20 protein-coding genes are annotated in these 26984 nt (G+C 72.9%); 7 read left to right on the forward strand and 13 right to left on the reverse strand.

Annotated features, from left to right (window positions below; genetic code table 11):
• Positions 1–101 precede the first annotated feature (101 nt).
• Positions 102–452 carry a histone-like nucleoid-structuring protein Lsr2 gene (locus OG500_RS17100; RefSeq protein ID WP_327067542.1) on the forward strand — a complete coding sequence of 117 codons (351 nt, stop codon included), beginning with the start codon at positions 102–104 and terminating at the stop codon, positions 450–452.
• A gap of 764 nt (positions 453–1216) precedes the next feature.
• Positions 1217–3733, forward strand: a complete 2517-nt coding sequence (locus OG500_RS17105) for an ATP-dependent Clp protease ATP-binding subunit (RefSeq protein WP_327067543.1) — start codon at positions 1217–1219, stop codon at positions 3731–3733.
• 92 nt (positions 3734–3825) lie between these two features.
• Here OG500_RS17105 and OG500_RS17110 read toward each other — a convergent pair whose 3' ends face one another.
• From OG500_RS17110 to OG500_RS17135, 6 genes are all read right to left on the reverse strand, one after another.
• Positions 3826–4590, reverse strand: coding sequence for a MerR family transcriptional regulator (locus OG500_RS17110; RefSeq protein ID WP_329581136.1), 765 nt, complete (start codon positions 4588–4590; stop codon positions 3826–3828).
• Between the two features lie 90 nt (positions 4591–4680).
• Positions 4681–5406 (reverse strand): Clp protease N-terminal domain-containing protein, encoded by a 726-nt coding sequence (locus OG500_RS17115; RefSeq protein WP_327067545.1) that lies wholly within the window; start codon positions 5404–5406, stop codon positions 4681–4683.
• A 68-nt stretch (positions 5407–5474) separates the two neighbouring features.
• Entirely contained in the window at positions 5475–5693 is a 219-nt protein-coding gene (locus OG500_RS17120; RefSeq protein WP_327067546.1) for a hypothetical protein, read from the reverse strand.
• A gap of 39 nt (positions 5694–5732) precedes the next feature.
• Positions 5733–9449, reverse strand: a complete 3717-nt coding sequence (locus OG500_RS17125) for a tetratricopeptide repeat protein (protein ID WP_329581141.1) — start codon at positions 9447–9449, stop codon at positions 5733–5735.
• On the reverse strand, positions 9446–9775 hold the full coding sequence (locus tag OG500_RS17130) for a trypco2 family protein (RefSeq protein WP_329581144.1): 330 nt from the start codon (positions 9773–9775) through the stop codon (positions 9446–9448). The genes OG500_RS17125 and OG500_RS17130 overlap by 4 nt, the downstream gene beginning before the upstream one ends.
• Positions 9776–9851: 76 nt before the next feature.
• Positions 9852–11009 carry a threonine aldolase family protein gene (locus tag OG500_RS17135; protein WP_327067549.1) on the reverse strand — a complete coding sequence of 386 codons (1158 nt, stop codon included), beginning with the start codon at positions 11007–11009 and terminating at the stop codon, positions 9852–9854.
• Between the two features lie 319 nt (positions 11010–11328).
• Between OG500_RS17135 and OG500_RS17140 the strand changes: the two genes are divergently transcribed.
• Positions 11329–12213 (forward strand): M23 family metallopeptidase, encoded by an 885-nt coding sequence (locus OG500_RS17140; RefSeq protein WP_329581146.1) that lies wholly within the window; start codon positions 11329–11331, stop codon positions 12211–12213.
• Between the two features lie 57 nt (positions 12214–12270).
• Here the strand turns inward: OG500_RS17140 and OG500_RS17145 are convergent, their stop codons facing one another.
• A complete protein-coding gene (locus tag OG500_RS17145) occupies positions 12271–12900 on the reverse strand; it encodes a TetR/AcrR family transcriptional regulator (RefSeq protein ID WP_327067551.1) in 630 nt (209 codons plus the stop codon).
• A gap of 267 nt (positions 12901–13167) precedes the next feature.
• Here OG500_RS17145 and OG500_RS17150 point away from each other — a divergent pair, with 267 nt between their 5' ends.
• Positions 13168–14772, forward strand: coding sequence for an MDR family MFS transporter (locus OG500_RS17150; protein ID WP_327067552.1), 1605 nt, complete (start codon positions 13168–13170; stop codon positions 14770–14772).
• 96 nt (positions 14773–14868) lie between these two features.
• On the opposite strand, the gene OG500_RS17155 is transcribed toward OG500_RS17150, so the two are convergent.
• On the reverse strand, positions 14869–15765 hold the full coding sequence (locus OG500_RS17155; RefSeq protein ID WP_329581151.1) for an A/G-specific adenine glycosylase: 897 nt from the start codon (positions 15763–15765) through the stop codon (positions 14869–14871).
• Between the two features lie 141 nt (positions 15766–15906).
• On the opposite strand from OG500_RS17155, the gene OG500_RS17160 reads away from it, so the two are divergent.
• On the forward strand, positions 15907–16875 hold the full coding sequence (locus OG500_RS17160; protein WP_329581154.1) for a hypothetical protein: 969 nt from the start codon (positions 15907–15909) through the stop codon (positions 16873–16875).
• A 158-nt stretch (positions 16876–17033) separates the two neighbouring features.
• On the opposite strand, the gene disA is transcribed toward OG500_RS17160, so the two are convergent.
• Positions 17034–18092, reverse strand: coding sequence for a DNA integrity scanning diadenylate cyclase DisA (gene disA / locus OG500_RS17165; protein ID WP_327071589.1), 1059 nt, complete (start codon positions 18090–18092; stop codon positions 17034–17036).
• 169 nt (positions 18093–18261) lie between these two features.
• Positions 18262–19779, reverse strand: a complete 1518-nt coding sequence (gene radA / locus OG500_RS17170; RefSeq protein WP_327067555.1) for a DNA repair protein RadA — start codon at positions 19777–19779, stop codon at positions 18262–18264.
• Between the two features lie 140 nt (positions 19780–19919).
• On the opposite strand from radA, the gene OG500_RS17175 reads away from it, so the two are divergent.
• Entirely contained in the window at positions 19920–22028 is a 2109-nt protein-coding gene (locus OG500_RS17175) for a BACON domain-containing protein (protein WP_329581156.1), read from the forward strand.
• A gap of 253 nt (positions 22029–22281) precedes the next feature.
• Positions 22282–23307, forward strand: a complete 1026-nt coding sequence (locus OG500_RS17180) for an NAD-dependent epimerase/dehydratase family protein (RefSeq protein ID WP_329581159.1) — start codon at positions 22282–22284, stop codon at positions 23305–23307.
• An 83-nt stretch (positions 23308–23390) separates the two neighbouring features.
• On the opposite strand, the gene OG500_RS17185 is transcribed toward OG500_RS17180, so the two are convergent.
• The 3 genes from OG500_RS17185 to OG500_RS17195 form a co-directional block, all read right to left on the reverse strand.
• Positions 23391–24149, reverse strand: coding sequence for a bestrophin-like domain (locus tag OG500_RS17185; protein ID WP_327067558.1), 759 nt, complete (start codon positions 24147–24149; stop codon positions 23391–23393).
• 124 nt (positions 24150–24273) lie between these two features.
• Positions 24274–25446 carry a family 2 encapsulin nanocompartment cargo protein polyprenyl transferase gene (locus OG500_RS17190; protein WP_327067559.1) on the reverse strand — a complete coding sequence of 391 codons (1173 nt, stop codon included), beginning with the start codon at positions 25444–25446 and terminating at the stop codon, positions 24274–24276.
• Between the two features lie 69 nt (positions 25447–25515).
• A complete protein-coding gene (locus tag OG500_RS17195; protein ID WP_329581164.1) occupies positions 25516–26940 on the reverse strand; it encodes a family 2B encapsulin nanocompartment shell protein in 1425 nt (474 codons plus the stop codon).
• Positions 26941–26984 lie beyond the last annotated feature (44 nt).

Genomic DNA, 26984 nt, shown 5'->3' on the forward strand with positions numbered 1-26984 from the left:
CGCTTGGCACGCCCGGCCGAAGAGACCGGGGTTTGTGTTTTCCGAGAAAAGGCGGTTTCCTTTCCCTAAGGCATTGGGTCGTTAAGCGGAAAGGGAGTCCCGTGGCACAGAGGGTGCAGGTCATTCTTGAAGACGATCTCGACGGCGGTTCGGCGGACGAGACGGTGACGTTCGCGCTCGACGGCGTTGCCTACGAGATCGACCTGAAGTCCGGCAACGCGGAGAAGCTGCGCGGTCTGCTCGCTCCGTACGTCGAAAAGGGCCGCAAGCAGAGCGGTCGCCTCACCAGCGCGCGCCGCTCCGGTGGCCGCGCCGCCGCCCGCCCGGCGGCCGGTAGTGCGGACACGGCCAAGATCCGCACGTGGGCGAAGGACAACGGCTACAACGTGAACGACCGCGGCCGGGTTCCGAGCAACGTCCGCGAGGCCTACGAGGCGGCCAACGTCTCCTGACCCGCCCCAGGGCGGCACTGCGCGGCGAGCCGGGAGTGCACGCCGGGCCGACGGACGGACGCGAGCGGACCGCGCCACCCACGACGGCGCGCGGAGGATCCCCCTCCGCGCGCCGTGGCCGCATCAGCGGCGCGACCGATCCGGCCGGCGCGGGCACACCCCGCCCGGCCGCCGCAGGCGCGCCCCGTCCCGCGGCCGCCGGCGCCCGATGGGCGCGGGGCACCGGCGGGTTGGGGCACCGGCAGCAGAAGGCTCACGCACTGTGCAACGCTGGAACGGCGGGCCGGTCACGGCATCGGCCCCGTTCGGCCCCAGCGGAGGGCCGGCGGCCGATGCGGCGGCGAGTTCTCGCCGGGCGGGCAACTTCTCGCCGGGCGAACAACACTACCGGGGAAACTGCACGAGAACGGCCGGAATTTCCGGTATGAATGCAGGTGGGGCGGGCGACTGGGGCGTGAGTGGCTTCCGTGGCCCACCCCGGAGGCAGGCCGCGAAGCCGGGAATCGAGGCGGGTGCGCACTGTTCCCCATCGGGGTCCGATGCGTGTTCGCCATTGGCGTAGCGGCAAGACGTGCATCGCGCGTACTGGCGGGAACACCGTTCCCCAGCATCAGGTTGGGAAGGGTGTCGGCTGGTCGCGCAGCACGATTTCCTCGCAGTCGCGAGGAACACCGTAGGCCGCGCCGCTGAGCGGGACTAGCATGCGGAAGGACAGGGCGGGGACAGTCCCCGAACTGCCCGACCGCTCTGAGGAGCGATTAACGATGTTCGAGAGGTTCACCGACCGCGCGCGGCGGGTTGTCGTCCTGGCTCAGGAAGAAGCCCGGATGCTCAACCACAACTACATCGGCACCGAGCACATCCTCCTGGGCCTGATCCACGAGGGTGAGGGTGTCGCCGCTAAGGCCCTGGAGAGCCTCGGGATCTCTCTTGAGGCGGTCCGCCAGCAGGTCGAGGAGATCATCGGGCAGGGCCAGCAGGCTCCGTCCGGCCACATCCCGTTCACCCCCCGGGCCAAGAAGGTGCTGGAGCTCTCGCTCCGCGAGGCCCTTCAGCTCGGCCACAACTACATCGGCACCGAGCACATCCTGCTCGGCCTGATCCGCGAGGGCGAGGGCGTCGCCGCCCAGGTCCTCGTGAAGCTGGGTGCGGACCTCAACCGGGTCCGCCAGCAGGTCATCCAGCTGCTCTCCGGGTACCAGGGCGGCGGCAAGGAGTCGGCCACGGCCGGCGGGCCCGCCGAGGGCACCCCGTCGACCTCGCTGGTCCTGGACCAGTTCGGCCGCAACCTCACCCAGGCCGCCCGCGAGGCCAAGCTCGACCCGGTGATCGGGCGCGAGAAGGAGATCGAGCGGGTCATGCAGGTGCTGTCCCGCCGCACCAAGAACAACCCGGTGCTGATCGGCGAGCCCGGCGTCGGCAAGACGGCGGTCGTCGAGGGCCTGGCCCAGGCGATCGTCAAGGGCGAGGTGCCGGAGACGCTGAAGGACAAGCAGCTCTACACGCTCGACCTCGGCGCTCTGGTGGCCGGTTCCCGCTACCGCGGTGACTTCGAGGAGCGCCTGAAGAAGGTGCTCAAGGAGATCCGCACCCGCGGCGACATCATCCTGTTCATCGACGAGCTGCACACCCTGGTCGGCGCGGGCGCCGCCGAGGGTGCGATCGACGCGGCCTCCATCCTCAAGCCGATGCTGGCCCGTGGTGAGCTGCAGACGATCGGCGCCACCACGCTGGACGAGTACCGCAAGCACCTGGAGAAGGACGCCGCGCTGGAGCGCCGCTTCCAGCCGATCCAGGTCGCCGAGCCCTCGCTCCCGCACACCATCGAGATCCTCAAGGGTCTGCGCGACCGGTACGAGGCCCACCACCGGGTCTCGATCACGGACGCCGCCCTGGTCGCCGCCGCCACCCTGGCCGACCGGTACATCTCGGACCGCTTCCTGCCGGACAAGGCGATCGACCTGATCGACGAGGCCGGCTCCCGGATGCGCATCCGCCGGATGACCGCGCCGCCGGACCTGCGCGAGTTCGACGAGAAGATCGCCGAGGTCCGCCGCGAGAAGGAGAGCGCGATCGACGCGCAGGACTTCGAGAAGGCCGCCTCGCTGCGTGACGACGAGAAGCAGCTCCTGAACGCGAAGTCCAAGCGCGAGAAGGAGTGGAAGGCCGGCGACATGGACGTCGTCGCCGAGGTGGACGAGGAGCTGATCGCGGAGGTCCTGGCCACCGCCACCGGCATCCCGGTCTTCAAGCTCACCGAGGAGGAGTCCTCCCGCCTGCTGCGTATGGAGGACGAGCTGCACAAGCGCGTCATCGGCCAGAAGGACGCCATCAAGGCGCTCTCCCAGGCCATCCGGCGCACCCGGGCAGGCCTCAAGGACCCGAAGCGTCCCGGTGGTTCGTTCATCTTCGCCGGCCCCTCCGGCGTCGGTAAGACCGAACTCTCCAAGACGCTCGCCGAGTTCCTCTTCGGCGACGAGGACGCCCTGATCTCCCTCGACATGTCGGAGTTCAGCGAGAAGCACACCGTCTCGCGGCTCTTCGGCTCGCCCCCCGGCTACGTCGGGTACGAGGAGGGTGGCCAGCTCACCGAGAAGGTGCGCCGCAAGCCGTTCTCGGTCGTCCTCTTCGACGAGGTCGAGAAGGCCCACCCGGACATCTTCAACTCGCTGCTGCAGATCCTGGAGGACGGTCGCCTGACCGACTCCCAGGGCCGGGTCGTGGACTTCAAGAACACGGTCATCATCATGACCACCAACCTCGGCACCCGGGACATCTCCAAGGGCTTCGGCCTGGGCTTCGCCGCCAGCGGTGACACCCAGACCGGGTACGAGCGGATGAAGGCCAAGGTCGGCGAGGAGCTCAAGCAGCACTTCCGCCCCGAGTTCCTCAACCGTGTCGACGACATCGTGGTCTTCCACCAGCTGACCGAGGAAGACATCATCCAGATCGTCGACCTGATGATCGAGAAGGTGGACGGCCGCCTCAAGGACCGCGACATGGGCCTGGAGCTCAGCATCGAGGCCAAGAAGCTGCTGGCCAAGCGCGGTTACGACCCGCTGCTCGGCGCCCGCCCGCTGCGTCGCACGATTCAGCGCGAGATCGAGGACCACCTCTCCGAGAAGATCCTCTTCGGCGAGCTGCGCGCCGGCCACATCGTGGTCGTCGGCGTGGAGGGCGACGGCAAGGACGCCAAGTTCACCTTCCGTGGCGAGGAGAAGTCGGCGGTTGCCGACACTCCGGCCGCGGTGGCGGCGACGGGTCCCGACCTGACGAAGTAACACCTGCCAGGTGCCTCAACGGCCGCGGCCCCCTCGAAGGAATTCGAGGGGGCCGCGGCCGTTGGTCGTCCCGGGCCGTCCCAGGGGGAGTGTCAGCTCGCGGACCGGGCGCGGTCCAGGAAGGCGGTGAGGTCGTGCCAGGCGTCGGGGGCGAGCGCGGGGTCGCCCGCCATCGCGGCCGGGTCCTCGTGCCAGGCTGTCCGGACGCCGGCGGAGAGGGACAGGTCGCCGCAGGCGAAGAGCGCGCCGAGTTCGTCCATCCGCCGCACCAGCTTCTGCACCGGCGCCGAGGCCGGGTCGGCCTGCGCCAGCCGCAGCGCCTCCGCCCTGCGGTAGAGTTCCGGCCACTCCACCTCGAGCAGGTAGTGGGCGGTGGGCCCGATCGCGGCGGCGCGGTCGCGCAGCGCGTCGAGCTGGTCCTGGTCCAGGTGGCGCCGCAGTGCCTGCTCGCCCGCCGGGCCCGCGCTGCCCATCGCCTGCAGCAGGGCGATCAGGGTGGCGCTGTCCGGCTCCTGCTCGTCGGCCAGTTGGTCGCGGACCTGGGCGAGGCGCTGCCGCAGGGTCGTCAGGGCCGCGATCGAGGCCTCGACGCCGGCCAGGTGCTCCCCCACCAGCCGGACCGGGTCCACCCCGGCGTCCAGGCAGACGGCGATGCTCTCCAGCCCGAGGCCCAGCCGGCGCAATGCCAGCACCTGGTAGAGGCGGATGACGTCCCCTTCGCCGTACTCACGGTGCCCGGCACGGGTGCGGCGGGAGGGGCTGAGCAGGGCGATCTCGTCCCAGTGGTGCAGGGTGCGTACGGTCAGGCCGCTCGCCTGGGCCAAGGCCCCGACCTTCCAGGTCTGTTCGGTGTCCATGCGTCCACGATCGCTCCTCACGTCGCGTGAGGAGCAAGGGGCGGGCACTCCCGGGGGCCGCCGCCCATCAGGTGGCGGCCCCCGGGCCGGTCAGCTGAACGCGGCCAGTTCCGCCGCGATGGCGGCCTCCACCCCCGCCTTGTCCAGGCCGAGCCCGCCCAGCACGCCGGAGCCGTCCTCGAACTCCAGCAGGGCGAGCAGGATGTGCTCCGTGCCGACGTAGTTGTGGCCCAGCCGGATCGCCTCGCGGAAGCTCAGCTCGATCGCCTTGCGCGCGCCCGCGTCGAACGGGATGAGCGCGGGGATCGCCTCGTCCGAGGCCGCCGGCAGCACCGCGGTCGCGGCCTCCCGCAGCTGGGCCACCGTGATGTCCTGAGCCAGCAGGGCCTTGACGGCCAGGCCGTCCGGCTCGTGCAGCAGGCCGAGCAGCAGGTGGTCGGCGTTGATCTCCTCGTTCCGGGCGTCGCGGGCCTCCTCCTGGGAGGCCACCACCACCTTGCGCGCCCGCGGGGTGAAGCGGCCGAAGCCCTGGCTGGGGTCGAGGTCGGTGGGCTCGCCCGGGTCCTTGGGCACGAACCGCTTCTGGGCGGCCTGCCGGGTGACGCCCATGCTGCGGCCGATGTCGGTCCAGGAGGCGCCCGAGCGTCGGGCCTGGTCGACGAAGTGGCCGATCAGGTGGTCGGCCACCTCGCCGAGGTGGTCCGCCGCGACGACCGCGTTGGAGAGCTGGGTCAGCGCATCGCCCTGGCCCTGCTTGATGGCCTCGATCAGGTCGTCGAGGCGCACGGAGTACGTCTTGCGCGTGGAGTTCGCCATGTGTCAACCGTAGGTTGACACATGGCGCGACGTCAACCGCCGGTTGACATCTTTCGATCGGACGGAGCCTAGCCGCCGAGCAGGCCCCCGGTCGTGCTGGTGGTCGCGCCGGCCTCGGGCGCACTGTGGTGGCCGCCGAGCAGGGGGTCGAGCACCGTGCTGTTGCCGAGCAGATTCGGCGTCCTGCCGTCCCCGAGCGAGGTGGCCGCGTGGGCGGAGGGCGCCGCGAGGGAGGCCGCGAAACCGACGGCGAGGGAGGCGACGGCGAGCATGCTGCGCTTCTTCATACCCGGCACAACGAGCCGCGACCGACGGGGTCACGGCCCTCAGCCGCGCAGGCTCTCCCGGACCGCCACCGTCAGCGGATGCCCGGCGCTCAGGTAGGTCAGGCACAACGCCAGGGTGCGCCCGGCCAGTTGGGCCGCCTCCACCGAGTCCCCGGCCGCCCAGTAGGCCTTCGCCAGCTGATGACGGGTGCGCAGGGTGTCCGGGTGGCGCTCGCCCAGCAGCGCCCAGCGGTCGTTGAGCACCTCGCGCAGCAGCCCCAGCGCCTGCCTCGCGTCGCCCACCCGCCGGGTGGCGACCCCCAGTTCGTGGCGCAGCGCGAGCGACTCGGGGTGCTGGTCGCCCACCGAGCGCCGGGCCCGCTCCAGCGTGCTGTGCAGCAGGTCGAAGGCGAGCGCCGCCTCGCCCTGGTCGAGATAGGCAACCGCGAGATGACGGCGGGCGCTGAAGGTGGCGGGGTGCCGCTCGCCGAGCACCCGGGTGCGGGCCAGGTCGACGGCCTCCAGCAGCGGGACGGCCCGGAACAGGTCGCCCGCGTCCGCGTAGGCGGCGGCCAGCCGCAGGCTCGCGGTCAGAGTGGCGGGGTAGTCCTCACCGAGCGCGCGCACCGCATCCGCCTGGACCTGTTCGAGGGCGGCGATCGCCCGGGACAGGTCGCCGGCCTCGGCCAGCGCGGCGGCGGCGTCGGTGCGGATCACCAGGGTGATCGGGTGGTCCTCGCCGAGCGCGTGCTCGGCGTCCATCAGCAGCCACTCGAAGGTGGTGATCGCCTTGGCGAGCACGCCCGCGTCGCGCAGCGCGGCGGCGTGGCTGCCGCGGGCGGCCAGCGCCTCGCCGCTCTCCGGGCCGTGCAGGTCCTCGGTCTGCGCGGTGAGGTCCTCCAGCAGCGGGATCGCCTGGCCGATCGCGCCGGCCTGCAGATAGGCGGCGCCGAGCCGGCCGCGGATGTGCAGCAGGTCGGCGGCGGCGGGCGTGCCGGCGGCCGTGGTGCCGTCGCCCGCGCCGCCCTGCCCCGCACCGGTGGCGGCCTCGGCGTCGGCGAGCAGCTGCTGGTAGCGCGGCAGCGCGCCACTGAGCTGGCCGGAGTCGAGGTAGGCGTCGGCCAGCCGCAGCCGCGGACCGAAGGTGTCGGGGTGGCCGGGGCCCTTCACCGCCTCGGCAAGGGTGACCAGTTGCTCCAGCACCGGGATCGCCCGGGCCAGGTCGCCGGCCTCCTGGTAGGCGCGGGCCAGCACCTCGCGGGAGGCGAGCGCGTCGCGCGAGGAGTCGGGCGAGCCCTGTTCGGCCGCGATCCGGCTGTTGATCGCGGCCAGCCGGCTGAGCGCCTCCTCGCCGCCCATCCGTTCCAGCAGCCGGCAGACCAGCCAGAGCGGCAGGTCGGTGTCGGGGGTGAGCAGCGGCAGCAGGTCCTCGCCGATCGCGAACAGCCCCTGCCACTCGCGCTGTTCGTAGGCGGCCTCGGCCTCCACCGGGTAGAGCCGCAGCAGCGGCTCCACCCCGGCCAGCACCTCGGCGCGCACGTTCTCGGCCAGCACCGAGGCGTACGGCAGGCAGCTGGCGGTGACCAGCCGCATCCAGCGGGCCTCGCGCGGGTCGGGGCACTCGTCGGCGGCGACCAGCAGGCGGTGCAGCAGGCGGCCCCGGTCGCCGTGCGAGCAGTGGCCCACCGCCATCCGCACCACGTCCGCCCAGTGCTCGTCGGCGGCCCGCCCGGCCAGCAGGCCGAAGTCCCGGTCCTGGGCGAACTCCAGGCCGGCCAGGTAGTCCTGGAAGGTGCGGTGGACGAATTCGAAGGTGTCCACGCTGGTCTCGGTGAGCAGGCCGGTGCGTTCCACCAGGTGCCGCAGCATCTGCTCGGCGTCCAGCCCGGCCCGGGCGGCGGGCAGGCTGGGCAGCACCTGGGCGATCTGGCGCAGCGCGTCGCTGCGGTCGCCCTCGTGCTGGCCGTTGAGCACCAGCCAGCGGGCCATCCGCTGCAACGGCGCCAGCTGCTCCTCGCGCCCGTACTGGTAGCCGGCCGGTTCGACGGCCACCCGGCGCTGCTTGTCGCGGCGCAGCAGCAGCATGTCCAGGGCCAGTTCGTAGAGCTCCATCTTGCGGCGCGGCAGCGCGCCCTCCCAGTCGCGGTGCAGCGCGCAGATCATCGCGCACAGCAGCGGGCTGTCGGTGAGCAGCTCCAGCTCCGGCGACTGCCGCAGGGTGCGCCGCAGGATGTTCTTCATCCCACGGAACTGCTCCTCCAGCGCGGCGAGTTCGTCCTCGGTCAGCTGCTCGGGCGCGGTCGCCTCGGCGGCGGCGCGCTCGGCGGCCAGCGCCGCCTGGTGCCAGCGTTCGACGAAGCGGTTGCGGTCCCACTCGTCCATCGGGCAGAGCAGCAGTTCTTCGAAGCGCAGGTGGCTGAGCCACTGCGCGGGCACCCCGGAGGGGCGCACGGTGACCAGGGTGAAGCAGTTCGGGTAGGAGGCGAGCAGCTCGGCCAGCCACTCGCCGGCCTCGTCGCGCTCGCCCTGCGGGATCTCGTCCAGGCCGTCGACCAGCAGCACCGCCCGTCCGGCGGCGAAGAGCCGGTCCGCCCAGCCGGGCGGCTGGCTGTCGGCGACCGGGCTGCGGTCCATCGCCAGGAACTCGGCGGGCACCGGCTGCAGGTTGCGCAGCTGGAACATCGTGCGCAGCCGCAGCACGAACGGAACCCGGTAGTTGAGTTCGGCCAGCTCGCCGACCAGGGTGCCGGCCACCGCGTTGACCGCGAGCCACTGCAGCAGGGTGGTCTTGCCGGAGCCCGCCTGGCCGCGCAGCAGGACCCGGCGGCGGCTCTTGAGCATGCCCTCCACCCGTCCGCGCCGCTCGGGCGGGCCGAGCAGGGTGTCCCCGGAGGGCACGGCCGTGTTGCCGTAGCCGCGCCGGGGCGCCGGGGAGTCGGCGCTGCGCTGGGTGTCGGAGAGCTGGACGGCCTGCAGGCTCAGGTAGGCGGTGCCCAGGTCCCAGGGCAGCGACTGGGGCAGGCCGAAGATCTTCAGCCGGCCGTGCTCCTTGCCGATGCTGCGGGCGTACCGCTCCTCGAAGGCGGCGTCCTGGCGCTCCTGGGCCGAGATGCCCTGGATCCGGACCGGAGCGGGCAGCCGCCGGGCCAGCTGCCGGGTGAACTCCGGGGTGTCGAGCAGCGGGACGACCGGGACCAGGCCCAGCTGGGAGTGGCTCCAGACCTCGGGCGCGAGATCGGCGGTGGCCAGGCCCAGCAGCAGGCCGTTGAAGATCACCGGGGCGCCCGACATGCCCGACCACGGGGAGTCGGCGCCGCCCACCGGGCCCGGCGGCTGGTGCTGGGTGGTCAGGGTGTGCCGGCCGGTGCCCAGGCCGGTGCCGGGAGCCAGCGTGCCGACCAGCTGGTGGCTGCGCAGCACCCCGCCGTCCTCGCGGCCCGCAGCCGGGTAGCCGATCGCGTGGCAGAGCGGGACCGGGTCCAGTCCCTCGATCCGTCCCCAGTGCAGCGGGCTGAAGCCGGCCGCCACCTCCCGGCGGACCAGGTCGCCGGCGGCCAGCAGCAGCGTGACGTCCGCGCCGTCCAGCGGGGCGCGCCACAGCGGGGTGCAGCGCACCCAGCCCCGGCCCCCGGGGACGGCGGCCTCGATCCGCACGGGTGCCGTCCCTTCGGGGGGCAGCAGATGCGCGACGGTCAGCACCAGGCGGCCGGTGAGCAGCACGCCGCTGCCCTGGCCCGCCGCGCGGATCGCCGCGACCCGCTGGGCCGTCAGGCTCAATTGAAGCCCTCACGGCTGCCCAGGTCCGGGTTGCCCACCCGCACGCTGCCGTTGCTGACGACGTCCTTGGGGGTGAGGCTGACGGTGACCCGCTGGGTACGGGTGCGCCCGGCTGCCGCCTCGGCCTGGCCGGAGAGCACCCAGGCCCGCACCCGCCCGGCGGCCTTCACCTCACGGCGCAGCTCGACGTCGAACTCCAGCTCGACCGTGCCGACCTCGAACTGGAAGCGCTCCCCCTCGGCGCGCTCGGCGGCCGACACCAGCTGCCGGCGGACGGCCTCGACCGCCTCCGCGAGTTCGATGTCCGCGAACCGGTCGTCGCTCACTGGCACTCCTCGGGGGCCGCTGTTCGACGCTTCGTCAACTGATCACCCATCAGCGTTGACGATGCCCGACGGACCGTCAACCCCCTTTCTCCAGAAGCTGGAGAAAGCCGCGGAAGGAGTCGGCGACCTGCCCGGCCGACCAGGCCAGCGAAGGCGTCAGCGCGGTCACCTCGGTCATCGACAGACCCGGCAGCCGGGTCTCCCACCAGCTGCCGAAGAGCGCGTCGCCGCTGGTCTCGGCGTGCCGCAGGGTCGCCTCGGCGAGGAGCTGTGGCGGGTGCGGCAGCCAGAGCTGGAACTGGTGGGTGTGCGGCGGATCGGGGTGCAGCCGCCCGCCCGGCACCTCGGACAGCACCTCGCGCAGCCCGTCCGCCAGGATCCGGGCCTGGGCCAGGTAGCCGGGCAGGCGCGGCAGTTCGCGATTGAGCGCGGCGAGCCCGGAGAGCGCGGCGGGCCACTGCTGGTAGAGCAGGCCGCCGTAGCGGTGGCGCCAGGCGACGGCCTCGCGCACCAGCTCGGGGTCACCGGCCAGCACCGCCCCGCTGATGCCGCCCAGCGCCTTGTAGAGCGAGACGTAGACCGAGTCGCCGAGCGCGGCGAGCCGGGCCAGCGGTCGGTTGTAGTGGGCGGCGGACTCCCAGAGCCGGGCGCCGTCCAGGTGCACCGCCGCGCCGCGGCGGCGGGCCGCGGCCACCAGCCCGGTCAGCTCGGACCACTCGGGCAGCACGAAGCCGGCCTCGCGCAGCGGCAGTTCGATCATCAGCACGCCGAAGGGTTCGTCGAACGCGGTCAGTTCGGCGGCGGTGGGCAGCCGGCCGGCGGCGGTGGGCCAGACCGTCTCCAGGCCGGTGAGGCGGCGGTAGGCGTGGCGCTCGCGGGTCTCCAGGTGGAACTGCGGGTGGGCGGCGACCACCTGGCTGCCGCGCCGGCGGGCCCAGCAGCGCAGCGCGACCTGCTGGGCCATGGTGCCGGTGGGGAAGAACACGGCGGCGGGCTTGCCGAGCAGGTCGGCCACCCGGCACTCCAGTTCGGCGACCACGCCGTCGCCGTAGGTGTCGGGACGCTCCTGCGGGCCGACCACGGCACGGGCGTCGGCGCCCAGTTCGGCGAGGCGCTCGTGCAGGGTGACCGGGCGCGGCCCGGAGAGGATCCGGCGACTGGAGCGCCACCGGGCGAAACGCTGGTCCTGCGGGTCGAGCACCGGATCCGATGGGCCGTTCGACTCGTCCGTCATCCCTCGATGGTCCATCAGCCGCGCGGTGCGGGGAATGCCCGTGCCGGGACTGCTCGATGGCGGGCCGGGGTGGGCCTTGTCACAGCCCGGAAGCCTGATACGAACCGGCGTAGTAGGTCGTGAGCGATCGGTCGCCGATCTGATCAATGGACCAATCCGCCGATCGCCTGAAAATTTCAGACGCCTCGCACTACACACCGTCGTAGCTGATCGGATTTCGCTACCACCTCACCGACGGTAAAGCTGTAGGGCCCCCCGCCGCGTGCGCCCCCAAGGCCGGCTCCGCGCTGCCCCGAACCACTGCGAGGTCGAGCACACGATGTCCTTCCAGCCCCGTTCCGACGCCCGCTCAGCCGCCCGTTCCGCCGTCCTGCGCCTGACCGTCCTGCGCACCCGGCTGGGCCACGGCCGCCACGCGCGCCCGCGGCTGGTGCGGCGCCCGGCCCTGCCCTGGCCGGATCCGTACGCCGTCTTCCGCGGCCCGCACCGGCGCAAGGCGGTCTCCGCCACCGTGGCGGGCGCGGCGCTGCTCGGGGTGGCGGTGTCGGCGGTGCCGGGCAGCGCGGTGGCGCAGACCGTGCGCCCGACCACGCCCGGCAGCTCCGCGTTCAGCACCGCCCACGAGGCGGCGCCCTTCGACAACCTGGTGCAGGTGGCCGCCGCGCGTCCGTACCGGCCGGCGGCCGGCTGGAAGGACCTGCAGCTGGCCGTCACGGTCGCGGGGAACCTGGCCCCGGCCACCCCCGCCGCACCGCAGCCGGCACCGCCGGCCCAGCCGGCCGCGGCCACGCCGCCGGACTGGTCGGCACCGGTGCCCGGGGCACGGATCAGCTACCTCTTCGGCACCCCCGACACCGGCTACGCGGCCGGCTACCACACCGGGGTGGACTTCGCCGTCGACGCGGGCACGCCCGTGCACGCGGTCGGCGCGGCCACCGTGGTCTCGGCCGCCTGGGACGGGGCCTACGGGAAGGAGGTGGTGCTGCGGCTGGCGGACGGCCGGTTCGCGCAGTACGCGCACCTGTCGCGGCTGGACGTCGCCCCGGGGCAGCGGGTGGGCGCCGGGCAGCTGGTCGGGGCCTCCGGCAGCACGGGCAACTCCACCGGGCCGCACCTGCACTTCGAGATCCGCACCGTCGACACCTACGGCGCGGTGGTGGACCCGGTCAGGTACCTGACGGCGCACGGGGTGGACGACCTCTGAGCGGCCGCGGACGGCGCCGTGCGGGGACACGGCGCCCGCGGGGCTCGCCGTGCGCGGTCAGCCCACCGCGCAGTCCTCGCGCGGCCCGATCCGGCCGGCGATCTCCAGCGCCACCGTGAGCGCGGCCGCCATCGCCTCCTCCTCGCTGGTGGCCCGCGCGGAGTCCAGCGGCGGCAGGCCGCTCCCCTCGTCCGGGTCGTGCTTGAGCAGGAAGAACGCCGAGTTGACCGAGAAGAGCGCCATGGTGGCGCGCAGCCGGTCCTCGAACGAGGCGCCCGGACCGTGCACCATGCGGACCATCCGCAGCATCCGGATCTTGAACTCCAGCCCGGCCGGCAGGTCGCGCAGCGCAGGCTGGTTGTCGTGGAAGAAGCGCAGCAGCGGCGCCCGCTCGGCCATGCCCGCCGCGAACCGCCGCACCAGCTCGTCGCGCACCTCGGGCGTCCAGGACTGCTGCTCGCCCCAGCTGATCGCCTCGTCGATCGGGGCGGCCATGCTCTGCACGATGCCGTGGACGATGTCGTCCTTGGTCTTGAAGTGGTAGTACAACGCGGCCTTGGTCACCCCGAGCCGGTCGGCGATCTCGCGCAGCGAGGTCTTCTCGTAGCCCTGCTCGGCGAACAGCTCCAGCGCGACCGAGATGATGCGCGCGCGGGTGCCACTGCGGGGGCTCTGCGACGTACTCATGGCTTCCTGGCCTGCCTAGTTAGCTGCTGAGGGGACCCGGAGGCCGGGCCGTGCCCAGCCTCCCGTACGGACATTCTCACCGGTACGCACCGACGGGGCCGAATTCGGCTTGACGCCCGGCTTACCCAGACCTTACCGTGCCAGCTGACAAACAACTAGCCGGTCGGCAAGTAAGCTTTCCGCTCCACCACATCAGTCACCGCAGTCAGCAGCCGACACCAAGAGGGCCGCGAGTCGCGGACCAGACGCGCTTCCGGGAGATGCACCATGGCACAGCAGCAGGTCGACGCCAAGGCGGACACACCGCCGGGAGGCGTCGCGGGGGAGGGCGAGCGCCCGGCCCGTTCACCGCGTGAGATCCGGTTGGTGATGATCGGTCTGGTCATCACCATGATGCTCGCGATGCTCGACAACCTGATCGTCGGCACCGCGATGCCCACCATCGTCGGCGACCTGCACGGGGCCAACCACCTGTCCTGGGTGGTCACCTCGTACACCCTGGCCACCGCCGCCGCCACCCCGATCTGGGGCAAGCTCGGCGACCTCTACGGCCGCAAGGGCACCTTCCTCACCTCGATCGTGATCTTCCTGGTCGGCTCGGCACTGGCCGGTCTGTCGCAGAACATGAACGAGATGATCGGCTTCCGCGCCCTGCAGGGCCTGGGCGCCGGCGGCCTGATGGTCGGCGTGATGTCGATCATGGGCGCGCTGGTCAGCCCGCGCGAGCGCGGCAAGTACCAGGGCATGTTCGCCGCCGTCATGGCGATCGCCACCGTCGGCGGGCCGCTGCTCGGCGGCTTCATCACCGACCACTTCAGCTGGCACTGGATCTTCTACATCAACCTGCCGCTGGGCGCGGTCGCACTTGCCGTGGTGTGGGTCACGCTGCACCTGCCCAAGGTCCGCTCCGACGCCAAGGTGGACTACCTCGGCGCGCTGCTGCTGACCGTCGGCATCACCTCGCTGGTCCTGATCACCACCTGGGGCGGCACCCAGTACGCCTGGGGCTCCAAGCACATCATCGGCCTGATCGTGCTGGCCGCCGCCTCGCTGATCGGCTTCTGCTACGTGGAGGCGCGGGTCCAGGAGCCGATGCTGCCGCTGAGCATGTTCCGCAACCGCGACTTCACCGTCGTCTCGATCATCGGCTTCATCGTCGGCTTCCAGATGTTCGGTGGCGTCACCTTCCTGCCGCAGTACCAGCAGATCGTGCAGAACGCCTCGGCCACCAACTCCGGCCTGCTGCTGATGCCGATGATGTTCGGCATGCTCGTCGTCTCGCTGGCGGTCGGCCAGGTGGTCACCAAGACCGGCAAGTACCGGGTCTTCCCCATCATCGGCACCGTGGTGATGGGCGCCGGCTCGCTGCTGCTCTCCACCATGGGCGTCGGCACCACCCGCCTGACCTCCAGCATCTTCATGGCGGTGCTCGGCGCCGGCATGGGCTTCCTGATGCAGATCACCATGCTGGTCGCCCAGAACAGCGTGCAGCTCAAGGACATGGGCGTGGCCAGCTCCACCGCCACCCTGTTCCGCACCATCGGCGGCTCCTTCGGTGTGGCGCTGTTCGGCTCGATCTTCACCAACCACGTCACCGACGGCCTGAAGAGCCTGCCGGGCGCCAGCGGCTCCGGTTCGGACGGGACCGGCCAGATGACGCCGGCCAAGCTGCGCACCCTGCCCGAGCCGGTGCAGAGCGCGTTCCACCACGCCTACAGCAACGGCAACCACGCGGTCTTCCTCTGGGCCGCGGGGATCAGCGTGGTCTCGATCATCGCCGCGCTCTTCCTCAAGGGCACCCCGCTGCGCGGCGCCGGCAAGGCCGCCGGCGAGCAGGCCGAGGGCAGCGACATGGCGGCGATGGCGCACTGACCGGCGCGGCCGTCTGACGGCGCACCTGCCTGAAGAACAGAGCGGGTGGGCCCGGGATCACTCCCGGGCCCACCCGCTCCGCGTTCTCCGCCGCAGCTACTGCGGCAACCGGTAGACGCCCGGGGCCACCGGCTCCACCAGGCCGTCGACGATCAGGCCGTGCAACGCCCGCGAGCGCTGCACGGGCTCGGGCCACACGGCGTCCAGCCGGTGCTGCGGGACCTCGCCGTGCGCCTCGCGCAGCACCGCCAGCAGCTTGCCGCGGACCTGGCGGTCGGTGCCCTCGTAGCTCTGACCCCGGCGGGCCGGACCCTGGTACGGCGGGCGTCCGGCCCGGTCCCAGGCGCAGTGCGCGCGCAGCGGGCAGCCACCGCACTCGGGGCTGCGGGCGGTGCAGACCAGCGCGCCCAGCTCCATCACGCCCACCGCCCACTGGGCGGCCACCTCGGGGTGGTCGGGCAGCAGCTCGACGGCCGTGCGGCGCTCGGCGGCGGTGGTGGCCTGGGCCGGGTACTCCTCGCCGGTCACCGCCCGGGCGAAGACCCGGCGGACGTTGGTGTCCAGCACCGCGTGGCGCTGCCGGAAGGCGAAGGAGGCCACGGCCGCGGCGGTGTACTCACCGACGCCCGGCAGCGCGAGCAGCTCGGTGTGGTCGCTCGGCACCTCGCCGCCGTGCCGCTCGACGATCGCGCTCGCGGCCGCGTGCAGCCGCAGCGCCCGTCGCGGGTAGCCCAGCCGGCCCCACATCCGCACCGCCTCGCCCGGCGCGTCCTGGGCGAGCGCGGCCGGGGTGGGCCAGCGCTCCAGCCAGGCCTGGTAGGCGGGCAGCACCCGCTTGACCGGGGTCTGCTGGAGCATGAACTCGCTCACCATGACCGCCCAGGGCGAGGCGTCGGGTGCCCGCCAGGGCAGGTCGCGGGCGTACTCCCGGTACCAGTCCAGCACGATCGTGTGCAGCAGCGGGGCGGGAGCGTGAGTGGTGGTGGTCGCCATAGCGCTACCGATCCTCGCACACGCCCGGACGGCCCCGTTTCCCTCCCTCAAAGGGAGGAAATACCGGATGATCTGAAAGATCGGGGTTCGATACCGGTGTTGGTGCGACAAGCGGTGCTCCGCCTCTCGTAGAGTTTGATCGTGCCTTCATTGCGTCAGCCTGTCGGACCGCTGCCCGCCTCGATCTACTGGCGGCGGCGGGTTGTTGTGCTCGCGGCCGCCGCGGTGGTGGTGGCCCTCGTGGCGTGGCTGACGCTCGGTCAGGGCGGTGACGGCGGCAAGCAGAAGACCGCTCAGCCGGCCCCCGCTACCGGCACGCCCACGGCAGCCGCCTCGATCACGCCGGGGGCCAGCCCGACCGGTCCCGCGATCACCTCCCGCCCCGGCGGCACCGGGGGCACGAGCGGCGGCGGCACCGCGTCCGGTGGCGGCACCGGCGGCAGCGGTGGTAGCGGCGGCAGCGACACCGGGGGCGGCACCGGTGCGATCTCGGGCAGCGCCGGTGGCAGCGGCGACGGCGGGGGTGCGGGCGGCTCCGCCACGGGCGGCGGCTCGGGCACGGGCGGCTCCGGATCCGGCATGGGCAGCGCCGGATCCAGTGGCGGGTCGGGCAGCGGCAGTTCGGGCAGCAGTGGTTCGGGCAGCAGTGGGTCCGGCGGCGGCAACCCGCCGATCAACACCGGCGAGGTGATGGCGCTGCCCGTCTGCACCGCCTCCCAGCTCACCCTGGAACTCGCCGGCACCCAGAACGCCTACCAGACCAAGGAGAAGCCGACCTTCGAGCTGAAGATCCGCAACGCCTCCTCGGCCGGCTGCCGGGTGGACCTGAGCCAGGCCGCCGCCGCGATCACCGTCAACTCCGCCAGTGGCGAACGGATCTGGTCCTCCGCCGACTGCGTGACCGACAAGCAGAGCCGCTGGGTGCAGGTCTCCCCCGCGAACGCGCTGACCGAGACCTTCGTCTGGGACCGCACCCGCAGCAAGCCGCAGTGCGCGACGCCGAGCGACACCTCGCCCGCGCCGACCGGCAACTACCTGGTGCAGGCAGAGCTGACCGGCCCCAGCGGCGGCCCGGTCCCGGCCCGCACCTCGACCAGGCTGGACGCCTGACGCCCCGTCCCGCACAGCACGGAGCCCAGGTCGCGGACGACCTGGGCTCAGCTGTAGCCGGACAGGCCTGGGGCCGGACAGGCCCTGGGCCGTGTCTCACCATTCGCGTCGGATCAGCGCGCGGCTCCGCGCGCCTGGCGGGAACTGTGAGACACGGCCTAGACGTAGCGCTCCAGGATCGAGGACTCCGCCAGCCGCGACAGCCCCTCGCGCACCGAGCGCGCCCGGGTCTCGCCGACGCCCTCCACCGCCTGCAGGTCGTCGATGCTGGCCGCCAGCAGCTTCTGCAGCCCGCCGAAATGCTCGACCAGCCGCTCGATCACGGTGTTCGGCAGCCGCGGGATCTTGGCCAGCAGCCGGTAGCCGCGCGGCGAGACGGCCGAGTCCAGCGACTCCGGCGAGCCCGAGTAGCCGATCGTTTTTGCAACTGTCTGGAGGTCCAGCAGCTCGGCGTGGGTGAGCGTCTCCAGGTCGGCCAGCACCTCGGCGACGGTCCGGCCGCGCTTGGCCATCCGATCGGGGAAGTAGTCCCGGGCCACCAGCTCGCGCTCCGGCTCGACGCCCGCGATCAGCTCGTCCAGCTGCAGCGAGAGCAGTCGCCCGTCGGTGCCCAGCTCCAGCACGTAGCCGGCGATCTCGGCCGCGATCAGCCGGACCATCTCCAGCCGCTGGGCCACCGCCGTGACGTCCCGGACGGTGACCAGGTCCTCGATCTCCAGGGCGGAGAGCGTGCCGGCCACCTCGTCCAGCCGCAGCTTGTAGCGCTCCAGGGTGGCCAGCGCCTGGTTGGCCCGGGAGAGCACGGTGGGCGAGTCCTCCAGGACCCGGCGGCTGCCGTTGACGTACATCGCGATCAGCCGCATCGAGTGCGAGACGGCCACCACCGGGAACCCGGTCTGCTTGTTGACCCGTTCGGCCGTGCGGTGCCGGGTGCCGGTCTCGTCGGTCGGGATCGAGGCGTCCGGCATCAGGTGCACCCCGGCCCGGACGATCTTGGTGATGTCCTTGTCGAGCACCACGGCGCCGTCCAGCTTGCACAGCTCGCGCAGCCGGGTCGCGGTGAACTCGACGTCCAGCACGAAGCCGCCGGTGCAGACCGACTCCATCGTCTTGTCGAAACCGAGCACGATCAGACCACCGGTGTTGGCCCGCAGCACCCGCTCCAGACCGTCGCGCAGCGGCGTTCCGGGCGCGATCGCCTGCAGGGAGGAGCGCAGCAGGGCCTCCTCGCGGGGGGACTTCTCCACCCGGTCGCTCGCTGCCACGTGACTCCTCCGGCCGGCCCGGTCCGCTCGGCGCGGTGGCCCCGGTCCCTCGTTCGCTACTGCCCGATCTGGTGCTTGACAGGGCAAAGTCTACGGTGCGGGCGCGCTGACGGAGCCTCGGTCAGACCACTTCGTCCGAATCGACGGGCTCCCAGCTCCCCATCACCTCCTCCGGCCAGGCGGCCGGGGGCGGCACCACCGGGGCCTGGTTGGTCCGCGAACCTTGCGCGGCGCTCTTGACCGGGGGCTTGCCGGAGGCGGCGCGGCGGCGCCCCGGCAGTGCCCGCAGCGCCTCGCCGATGTCGGCCACCTCGACCACCTTCATGCCCGGCGGCACCTTGCCCGGGTCCGGCGGGACCAACGCGTGGGTGAAGCCGAGCCGGTGCGCCTCGGCCAGCCGTCGCTGCACACCCGTCACCCGGCGCACCTCACCGGCCAGGCCCACCTCGCCGATCGCCACCAGGTTGCTCGGCAGCGGGGTGTCGGTGGAGGAGCTGGCGACCGCGAGCGCGACCGCGAGGTCGGCGGAGGGCTCGGTGAGCTTCACCCCGCCGACGGTGGCCGTGTAGATGTCCTGCTTGCCGAGCTTGACCCCGCCGTGCCGCTCGACCACGGCCAGGATCATCGCGATCCGCGGCGACTCCAGGCCCGAGGTGGTGCGGCGCGGGGAGGGGATCTGCGAATCGACCATCAGCGCCTGCACCTCGGCGACCAGTGGGCGCTTGCCCTCCAGCGTGACGGTCAGGCAGGTGCCGGGCACCGGCTTGTCACGGCGGGTCAGGAAGAGGCCGCTGGGGTCGGCCAACCCCTCGATGCCCTCGTCGTGCAGCTCGAAGCAGCCGACCTCGTCGGTGGCGCCGTAGCGGTTCTTGATACCGCGGATGATGCGAAGCCGGGCGTGCCGGTCGCCCTCGAAGGAGAGCACCACGTCGACCAGGTGCTCCAGCAGGCGCGGGCCCGCGATCTGGCCGTCCTTGGTGACGTGGCCGACCAGCAGGGTGGCCATGCCGCGGTCCTTGGAGGCGCGGATCAGGGCGCCCGCCACCTCGCGCACCTGGGCCGGGCCGCCGGGCGCGCCGTCGAGCTCGGCGGAGGCGATGGTCTGCACCGAGTCCAGGATCAGCAGCCCCGGGTTGACCTGCTCGATGTGGCCGAGCACCGCGCCCAGGTCGGACTCGGCGGCCAGGTAGAGGTGGTCGGAGAGGGCGTTGATCCGGTCGGCGCGCAGCCGGACCTGACCGGCCGACTCCTCACCGGTGACGTAGAGGGTGCGGTGCTGGGAGGTGGCGGCCTTCGCGGCGACGTCCAGCAGCAGGGTGGACTTGCCGACGCCGGGCTCGCCCGCCAGCAGCACCACGGCGCCCGGCACCAGGCCGCCGCCGAGCACCCGGTCCAGCTCCGGGACGCCGGTGGAGCGCGCGGTGGCGACCTGGCCGTCGACCTGGCCGATCGGGCGGGCCGGCGCGCTGACCGGGCCGGCGGCGGTGGTGCGGATCGGGACCGCACCGTACTCCTCCACCGTGCCCCAGGCGTTGCACTCCGGGCACCGGCCGACCCACTTGGGCAGCTGGTTGCCGCACTCGGTGCAGCGGTAGGCCGGGCGCGGCTTGGCGGTGGTCTTCGAGGTACGGGCTGCCATGGGGGCCACCGTAGCGGGTGGCACCGACAAGGGTCGGCCGACTGTGGATTGTCAGCCGGTGGGCGGTGTTGTTACCCGAAAGAAGGACAAGCGGGCCGACTTTCCGGGTCCGCCGGAGCGAGGTCCCTACCGTCAGCAGGATGAGACACCGCCTGGACCCCGTGCCGAACCCCGCGCCGAGCTGTGACCAACTGCTGGACGGCCTGTACACCTACTGCCTCTCGGTGCTCTGCGACCAGCGGGCGGCGCTCGCGGCCCTGGCCGAGACGCGGGAGCTGGCCACCGCCAACGCGGACCGGCTGACCGACCCCGGGCTGCGGCGGGCCTGGCTGTACGCGGTGGCGCGGTACGCCTGCGTGCGGCGGCTGGCCGGAGCTGACGGGTGGTCGGCCGGGCCGGCCGCCGACCCCGGGACGGAGCCGGCCGGCGGCCCCGGGGCCGCGGCGCTGCCGGCGGCGCTCGCCTGGCCCGCGGCGGCCGGCACCACGGCGGAGCAGCGCGAGGCGCTGGAGCTGGCGGTCCGCCACCGGCTCACCCCGCTGGAGGTCGCGGCGGTGCTCGGCCTGGAGGCGGTGGCGGCCCAGCGGCTGCTGGCGGCCGGGAGCGCCGAGGCCGAACGGACCGGGCAGGCGCTGCGCGTGCTGGCGGCGGGGCGCTGTCCCGAGCTGACCCGGCTCGGCTGCGCGGGGGCGAGCACCGGTGCGGGGGCGGCCGAGGACGGCTGGGTGCTGGGGCCGGCGCTGCGCCGCGAGCTGGTGGGGCACCTGGTCGACTGCCCCACCTGCCGGGGCACGGCGGAGCAGCTGGCCGACGCGGGCGGGGCGGCCGGCGGGGGCGGGGCGTCAGGCGGCGGGGGCGGGCCGCGGTTGCTGTCCGCCCCGGCGGCGGCACGGGCGGGCGCGGTGGAAGTCGACTCCGCCGACGCCCGGGGCGGCGAGGCCCGCCACTCCGCCACTCGCAGCGCGCTCGGCGTCCTCAGCACCCGCAGTGCCCGCAGTGCCCGCGGTGCCCGCTCCGGCGCGATCCGCTTCGACCAGCGCGGCTTCCCCCGCCACCGCGCCCCGAGCCTGCTGGAGCGCCACCGGCGCGGCGGCGACCTGCACGAGCGGGTGGTCCTGGTGCGGCAGCGGGCCGTCACCACCGGGGTGCTCGCCGCCGTCCTCTCCGCCCCGCTGGCGGCGCTGTGGATCGCCCACCGGGACACCGCGGGCGCCACCGGCGCCACCGCCGTCTCCGCGGTCCGGGTGGCCGACGGCGACCCGGACCCGGGCGGTCCGGACGACTGGGCGGGCCCGGGCGACGGAGGCGGCGAGGCCGCCGGCCCCGGTGTGGTCGCCGCCGCCCCGATCCCGGCGCCGGCCGCGGCACCGGGCCGGGGCCTGGGCGCTGTGCTGCCGGGCGCGGCGGGCGCCTCGAAGGCCGGGACCGGCCTGGCCGCCAGTCTGGTCGACGCGGACCCGGCGGGGGGTGCGCGCAGCGGCACCGGTGCCCTGGGTGCCCTGGGTGCAGAAACGTTTCTACCGGCGGTTCAGGGTGTCGCGGTCCCGGTCCCGGCCCCTGGCGCCGTCCCGCTCGACAGCCCGGGCCTGCACAGTGCGCCCGTCCCGCCGCCGTCGGCCGGCGCCCAGCTCACCGTGGCGGCCGGCGCCTACGGCAACCGGACCGTGCTCACCCTGACCAACAGCGGCGACGCCCCGATCGACTGGCACGCCGTGCCCGATCGCGACTGGCTGCGGCTGAGCCGCGACGCGGGCACCCTGGCCCCGGGCCAGCGGATCACCGTCACGGTCACCGTCGACGAGCAGCGCGCGCCCACCGGTCAGTGGACGGCCGAGATCGCGCTGCCGCCGTCCGAGGCCGTGGTCACCCTGCAGGGCGGCCCGACCGGCGAACCCGGCACGCCGTCCACCCCCACTCCCGCGCCCGGCGCGTCCTCCTCCTCGTCGGCACCGACGGTGGCGCCGAGCGCGAGCGCGAACCCCAGCGGCGTCGCCAGCCCCAGCCCCTCGGAGACCTCCACCCCGGGCAGCAGCGCCAGCAGCGCGCCGAGCAGCAGCGCCAGCCCCACCGCGAACCCGACGTCCGGCCCCTCGGCCCCGGCGAGCCCCTCCGTGCGGCCGAGCAGTCCGCCGAGCGCCACGCCGACGCCCGCCCCCGCGACGCCGTCGGCCGCGCCGCCGGCCGCCTCACCCAGCCCCGTTCCGACCTCCACGACGTCCAACCCTTCGTCCTCGTCACCCGCGCGCTGAACCTTCAGGACCCTCCGGTCACGTGACTATGACTCCCCACACGCCGGTCATGTTGCGCACGATTGATGAGAAAGCTCCGAGAAAATCGGCCACCCGGCCCTGCCGCGACCGGGCCCCGGCCGCCCGGCGGGGAGGCCGGAGCGGGACCGACCGCCTCGACCCTCGCCTGACACCCGATCACTTCGCCCTCGGCTGATCCGCCATGGGCGTAAGGCCTGCTGCTCGGGCGGTCCCGCTGGGCAGGATCGGGGGCATGCGAATCCTGATACTCGGCGGCTCGGTCTTCCTCGGGCGCGCCTTCGTCACCGAAGCCCTGGCGCGCGGCCATCAGGTGACCACCTTCAACCGCGGCGCCTCGGGGCCCGATCAGCCGGGCGTCCGGGCACTGCGCGGCGACCGTGGCAACGAGCAGGACCTGGCCCAGCTGACCGCCGCCGCCACCGGCCCGGACGGCCCCTGGGACCTGGTGATCGACACCAGCGGCCAGCAGCCGCACGCCGTCTCGCGTACGGCCACCCTGCTGCGCGAGCACGCCGCGCGCTACCTCTTCGTCTCCTCGGTGCACGCCTTCGCCGACTGGCCCGCCGAGGCGATCGACGAGCATGCGCCGCTGCACGAGTGCCCGGCCGACTCGCCGCCCGACCAGCCGTTCAGCACGGCACTCAAAGCGGGCTGCGAGCGCGCGGTCGTCGAGCAGTTCGGCGACCGCTCGATCATCCTCAACTGCGGACTGCTGATGGGCCCCTACGAGAACGTCGGCCGCCTGCCCTGGTGGCTGGAGCGGATCGCGCGCGGCGGGCGGGTGCTCGCCCCGGGCCGGCCCGACCTGCCGATCCAGCTGATCGACGCCCGGGACTTCGCCGTCTTCGGCCTCGACCTGGCCGAGCGCGGCGCCGCGGGCAGCTACGTCACCACCGCACTGCCGGGATCGAGCACCTACGGGCAGTTGCTGGCGGCCTGCGTGGCGGCCACCGGCTCGTCGGCCGAGCTGGTCTGGGTGCCGGACCGGAAGCTGGTCGCCGCCGGGATCGAGGAGTGGACCGAGCTGCCGCTCTGGGCCGCCGAGTTCACGGGCGACGGCAGGCCGAGCGGGATCTGGCAGGCGGACAGCCGCAAGGCAGTGGCCGCCGGGCTGCGCTGCCGGCCGCTCGAGGAGAGCGTGCGCGACACCTGGGCCTGGATCCAGCAGCGCGGCCCACGGGACCGGCCGTACCTGCAGGGCACCGAGGTGCTGGGCATCGACCCGGAGAAGGAGCGCCGGATCCTCGACGGCGCCTGAACAGCTGCTGCCCGAGGGTGGTGCACCCTCGGGCAGCAGGCAGCAGGCAGCAGGCAAGCGGGGCGTGGTCGGCCCGCCCCGCGTCAGCGCGGCGGTGGCAGGCGTTGCAGGAAGACCTCGAAGGCCGTCGGCTTGACCGCGGTGACCCCGGTGAACGGGAAGTTCATCTCCTTGATCACCAGCAGCGAGATCACCACCAGCCCGCCGAGTGAGAGCACCATCATCGAGTGCGCCAGGGTGTTGGGCAAGCCGAAGAGGAAGGTGAAGCCCACGGTGAGCACCCCGCCGACGATCAACGCCACCCAGAGCAGCGTCGGGACCTCGTCGTCCACTTCGTTCAGCCGGGCCCGGCGCTGCGAGGCGAGGTCCTCCATGTGACTCACCGCGTGCTCGTAGAGGACCTGCTGCTGCGGGCCGCTGGGGTTGATCGCGAAGACGCTGTCACGGATCTGGTAGACGAGGTCGGTGGCCGCCGGGCTGCTCTGGTGCGAGGCCATCAGCGGCCACTCGGTGTCCATCACGGTCCGCGCGTAGCTGAGGGTCTGCTGCTCCAGTTGCGGGCCCAACGGCGCGGGCAGCTCGCGGGAGATCCAGTAGATGCCGGCGAGCGAGTCGGCCTCCTGGAAGGTGGTCTTGCGGGCGGCGTCGTCGTTGGTCCAGACCGTGACGACCACGAAGGCGACCAGCACGGCGTAGATGACGCCGACCGCGGCGAAGATGAAGCCGGCCACGTCGTTGTGCGCCTCGCGCACCGGGTGCGGGACCCAGCGCTGCAACAGGAACAGGGCGACGGCCAGCGCGGCGAGGACTATGAGGACGATACCGATGTCCGTCAGGCTCATGGCGAAGAGGTCCTTGCTGTGTTCTGGGGGATTGCGGTGCCATGACAGCGGGGTGTGGGGTGGTGTGACGTGACGTCGTGCGCGGTGGGATGTGTGGGGTGGAACGCCCCGGGCGCGACCTGGCTCAGCGGTTGCGGCGGGTGACCAGCTCGGCCAGGGCCAGCAAGTCCTCGGCGGCCGAGGGCTCGGGCACGGCGACGGCGAGGTGCTCGATCGCGGCGGCCATGTGCTCGCACGAGGCGCCCTGGGCCCAGGCGCGGCCGCCGGCCCGCTCGACGGCCTCGGTGGCGCGCTGGACCTCGGCCGCGGTGAGCGGACGGTCCAGCGCGTAGATCTCGGCGAGTTCGGCCCCGGCGGGCGTGCCCGAGCCGAGCGCCGCCACCACGGGCAGCGACTTCTTGCGGACGAGAAGGTCCGCGCCGACCGGCTTGCCGGTCACCGCGGGATCGCCCCAGATCCCGATCAGGTCGTCGATCAGCTGGAAGGCCAGGCCGATCTCCCGGCCGAAGGCGTCCATCGCCGCTGCCCCGGCCTCGTCCGCTCCCCCGTAGAGCGCGCCGATCGCGCAGGCGGTGCCGAGCAGTGCACCGGTCTTGGCCTCGGCCATGGCGAGGCACTCGTCCAACGAGACGGTGCTGCGCTGCTCGAAGGCGCAGTCCGCCTGCTGGCCGTCACAGAGTTCGACCACGCAGTGGGCCAGCCGGCGCAGCGCCGGACCGGTCGCGGCATGGGTGTCCTCGGCGAGGGTGCGCAGCGCGAGCGAGTGCAGCGCGTCGCCGGCCAGGATCGCCTCGGTCGCGCCGAACGCCCGCCAGGCAGTGGGACGATGGCGCCTGGTCACATCGCGGTCGATCACATCGTCGTGCAGCAGCGTGAAGTTGTGCACCAGCTCGACCGCCGCGGCGGCCCGGACGGCGGACCGCACGGCTGGGGAGTTCAGGGAGAAGGAGTCCGCCGCGCGGGAGTTCGCCGCACAGGCCTGGGCGGCGGCCAGCACCAGTGCGGGCCGGATGGCCTTGCCCGCATCCGCCTCGGCGGGCGTACCGTCGACCTCGCGCCAGCCGAAGTGATAGGCGACGACCCGGCGCATCGACTCGGGCATGCTCTCGACGGCGGCCCGCAGGGCCGGGTCGACCACCGTGCGGGCCCGGGCCAGGATCTCCAGCGCCTGGTCCTCACCGAACGGGGCGATCTGCTCGATCGATCCGGCCCGGGCGGACGGTATGGCACCGACGCCCCGGGGCTGGTCGGCCGATTCGTTGTGGTTGTTCTCTCGACTCAGTGTTTCGGCGCCCATGATCTGGCCGGCCCCCCAGTTGTCGGGTCGCCCCGGGGAATGCCCCGGGGCGACCAGGAATGGACAGTCTCAGCCGCGCGGGCGGGCAATTTCGACGTTTTCCAGCACACCGATCGCGTCGGGCACCAGAATGGCAGCCGAGTAGTACGCACTCACCAGGTAGGAGATGATCGCCTTCTCATTGATCCCCATGAATCGGACCGAGAGGCCGGGCTTGTACTCATCGGGAATTCCGGTCTGGTGCAGACCGATCACGCCCTGGTTGTCCTCGCCGATACGCATCGCCAGAATCGAGCTGGTGTGGCCGTCCACGATCGGGATCTTGTTGCAGGAGAGCACCGGCACCCCACGCCAGGAGGGCACCTGCTGCCCCTGGTACTCGATCGTGCCGGGGTAGAGGCCGCGGCTGCTGCACTCGCGGCCGAAGGCGGCGATGGTCCGCGGGTGGGCCAGGAAGACCTTGGTGCCGCGGCGGCGGCTGAGCAGCTCGTCCATGTCGTCGGGGGTGGGCGGGCCGGAGTGGGTCTGGATCCGCTGGTCGTACTCGGTGTTCTGCAGCAGGCCGAACTCGGGGTTGTTGATCAGCTCGTACTCCTGGCGCTCGCGCAGCGCCTCCACGGTGAGCTTCAACTGCTGCTCGATCTGGTTCATCGGCTCGTTGTAGAGATCCGCGACCCGGCTGTGCACCTGGAGCACCGTCTGGGCGACGCTGAGCTCGTACTCGCGCGGAGCGACCTCGTAGTCCACGAAGGTGCCCGGCAGCTCGTGCTCGCCCTCGTGGCCGGCCGCGAGGGCGATCTCGGCCTCACCGTGCCGGGTCTGCGGCTGCTGGGCATCGGAGAGGTACTGGAGGACCTGGGCGCGCAGCGCCTCCGAGCGGTCCGCCAGCTCCTGGAAGGCGGGCCAGGCGAGGGCGAGCAGCGTACCGGCGGTGGCGGCCCGGACGCTGAAGGGCCAGTGGCCCTCGGCCTCGGTCAGCGCCTCGTCGCCGATCCGGTCGCCGTCGGCCAGCACGCCCACCACGGCGTGGTCGCCGTACTTGCCCGTGCTGATCTTGTTGACCTTGCCGTGCGCGATCAGATAGACCTCGTTGATCGGCTGCCCGGCCTCGAAGATCACCTCACCGGCCTGGAACTCCCGCTGGACGAAGCGGCCGGCCAACTGCTCCAGCACCGCGTCGTCCTCGAAGTCGCGCAGCACCGGCAGCTCGCGCAGCGAGGGCGGGACGATCCGCACCTCGGCACCGGTCTTCACAAAGCTCACCCGGCCACGGCCCACGGCATAGCTGAGGCGCCGGTTGACCCGGTACGTGCCACCGGAGACCTGCACCCAGGGCAGTGTGCGCAACAGCCAGCGCGAGCTGATGCCCTGCATCTGCGGTGCGGACTTGGTGGTGGTCGCGAGGTTCCTGGCCGCGGCCGTACCGAGACTCTGCTGCTGGTTCTCAGTCGAGCTGCCGGGTGCCGGAATATTGAGATCGGTCTCAGTCGTCATAACAGGACCCTCCCCCATGGAAGATGATGCGGACGTATGCATTC

The sequence above is a fragment of the Kitasatospora sp. NBC_01250 genome (genome assembly GCF_036226465.1).
In the GTDB taxonomy this organism is placed as follows: domain Bacteria; phylum Actinomycetota; class Actinomycetes; order Streptomycetales; family Streptomycetaceae; genus Kitasatospora.

Excerpts from the sequence above, each read along its gene's own strand:
- OG500_RS17105 (WP_327067543.1), top strand. The coding sequence starts at position 1,217 with ATGTTCGAGAGGTTCACCGACCGCGCGCGGCGGGTTGTCGTCCTGGCT.
- OG500_RS17110 (WP_329581136.1), bottom strand. The coding sequence starts at position 4,590 with ATGGACACCGAACAGACCTGGAAGGTCGGGGCCTTGGCCCAGGCGAGC.
- OG500_RS17115 (WP_327067545.1), bottom strand. The coding sequence starts at position 5,406 with ATGGCGAACTCCACGCGCAAGACGTACTCCGTGCGCCTCGACGACCTG.
- OG500_RS17120 (WP_327067546.1), bottom strand. The coding sequence starts at position 5,693 with ATGAAGAAGCGCAGCATGCTCGCCGTCGCCTCCCTCGCCGTCGGTTTC.
- OG500_RS17135 (WP_327067549.1), bottom strand. The coding sequence starts at position 11,009 with ATGACGGACGAGTCGAACGGCCCATCGGATCCGGTGCTCGACCCGCAG.
- OG500_RS17140 (WP_329581146.1), top strand. The coding sequence starts at position 11,329 with ATGTCCTTCCAGCCCCGTTCCGACGCCCGCTCAGCCGCCCGTTCCGCC.
- OG500_RS17145 (WP_327067551.1), bottom strand. The coding sequence starts at position 12,900 with ATGAGTACGTCGCAGAGCCCCCGCAGTGGCACCCGCGCGCGCATCATC.
- OG500_RS17150 (WP_327067552.1), top strand. The coding sequence starts at position 13,168 with ATGGCACAGCAGCAGGTCGACGCCAAGGCGGACACACCGCCGGGAGGC.
- OG500_RS17155 (WP_329581151.1), bottom strand. The coding sequence starts at position 15,765 with ATGGCGACCACCACCACTCACGCTCCCGCCCCGCTGCTGCACACGATC.
- radA (WP_327067555.1), bottom strand. The coding sequence starts at position 19,779 with ATGGCAGCCCGTACCTCGAAGACCACCGCCAAGCCGCGCCCGGCCTAC.
- OG500_RS17175 (WP_329581156.1), top strand. The coding sequence starts at position 19,920 with ATGAGACACCGCCTGGACCCCGTGCCGAACCCCGCGCCGAGCTGTGAC.
- OG500_RS17180 (WP_329581159.1), top strand. The coding sequence starts at position 22,282 with ATGCGAATCCTGATACTCGGCGGCTCGGTCTTCCTCGGGCGCGCCTTC.
- OG500_RS17185 (WP_327067558.1), bottom strand. The coding sequence starts at position 24,149 with ATGAGCCTGACGGACATCGGTATCGTCCTCATAGTCCTCGCCGCGCTG.
- OG500_RS17190 (WP_327067559.1), bottom strand. The coding sequence starts at position 25,446 with ATGGGCGCCGAAACACTGAGTCGAGAGAACAACCACAACGAATCGGCC.
- OG500_RS17195 (WP_329581164.1), bottom strand. The coding sequence starts at position 26,940 with ATGACGACTGAGACCGATCTCAATATTCCGGCACCCGGCAGCTCGACT.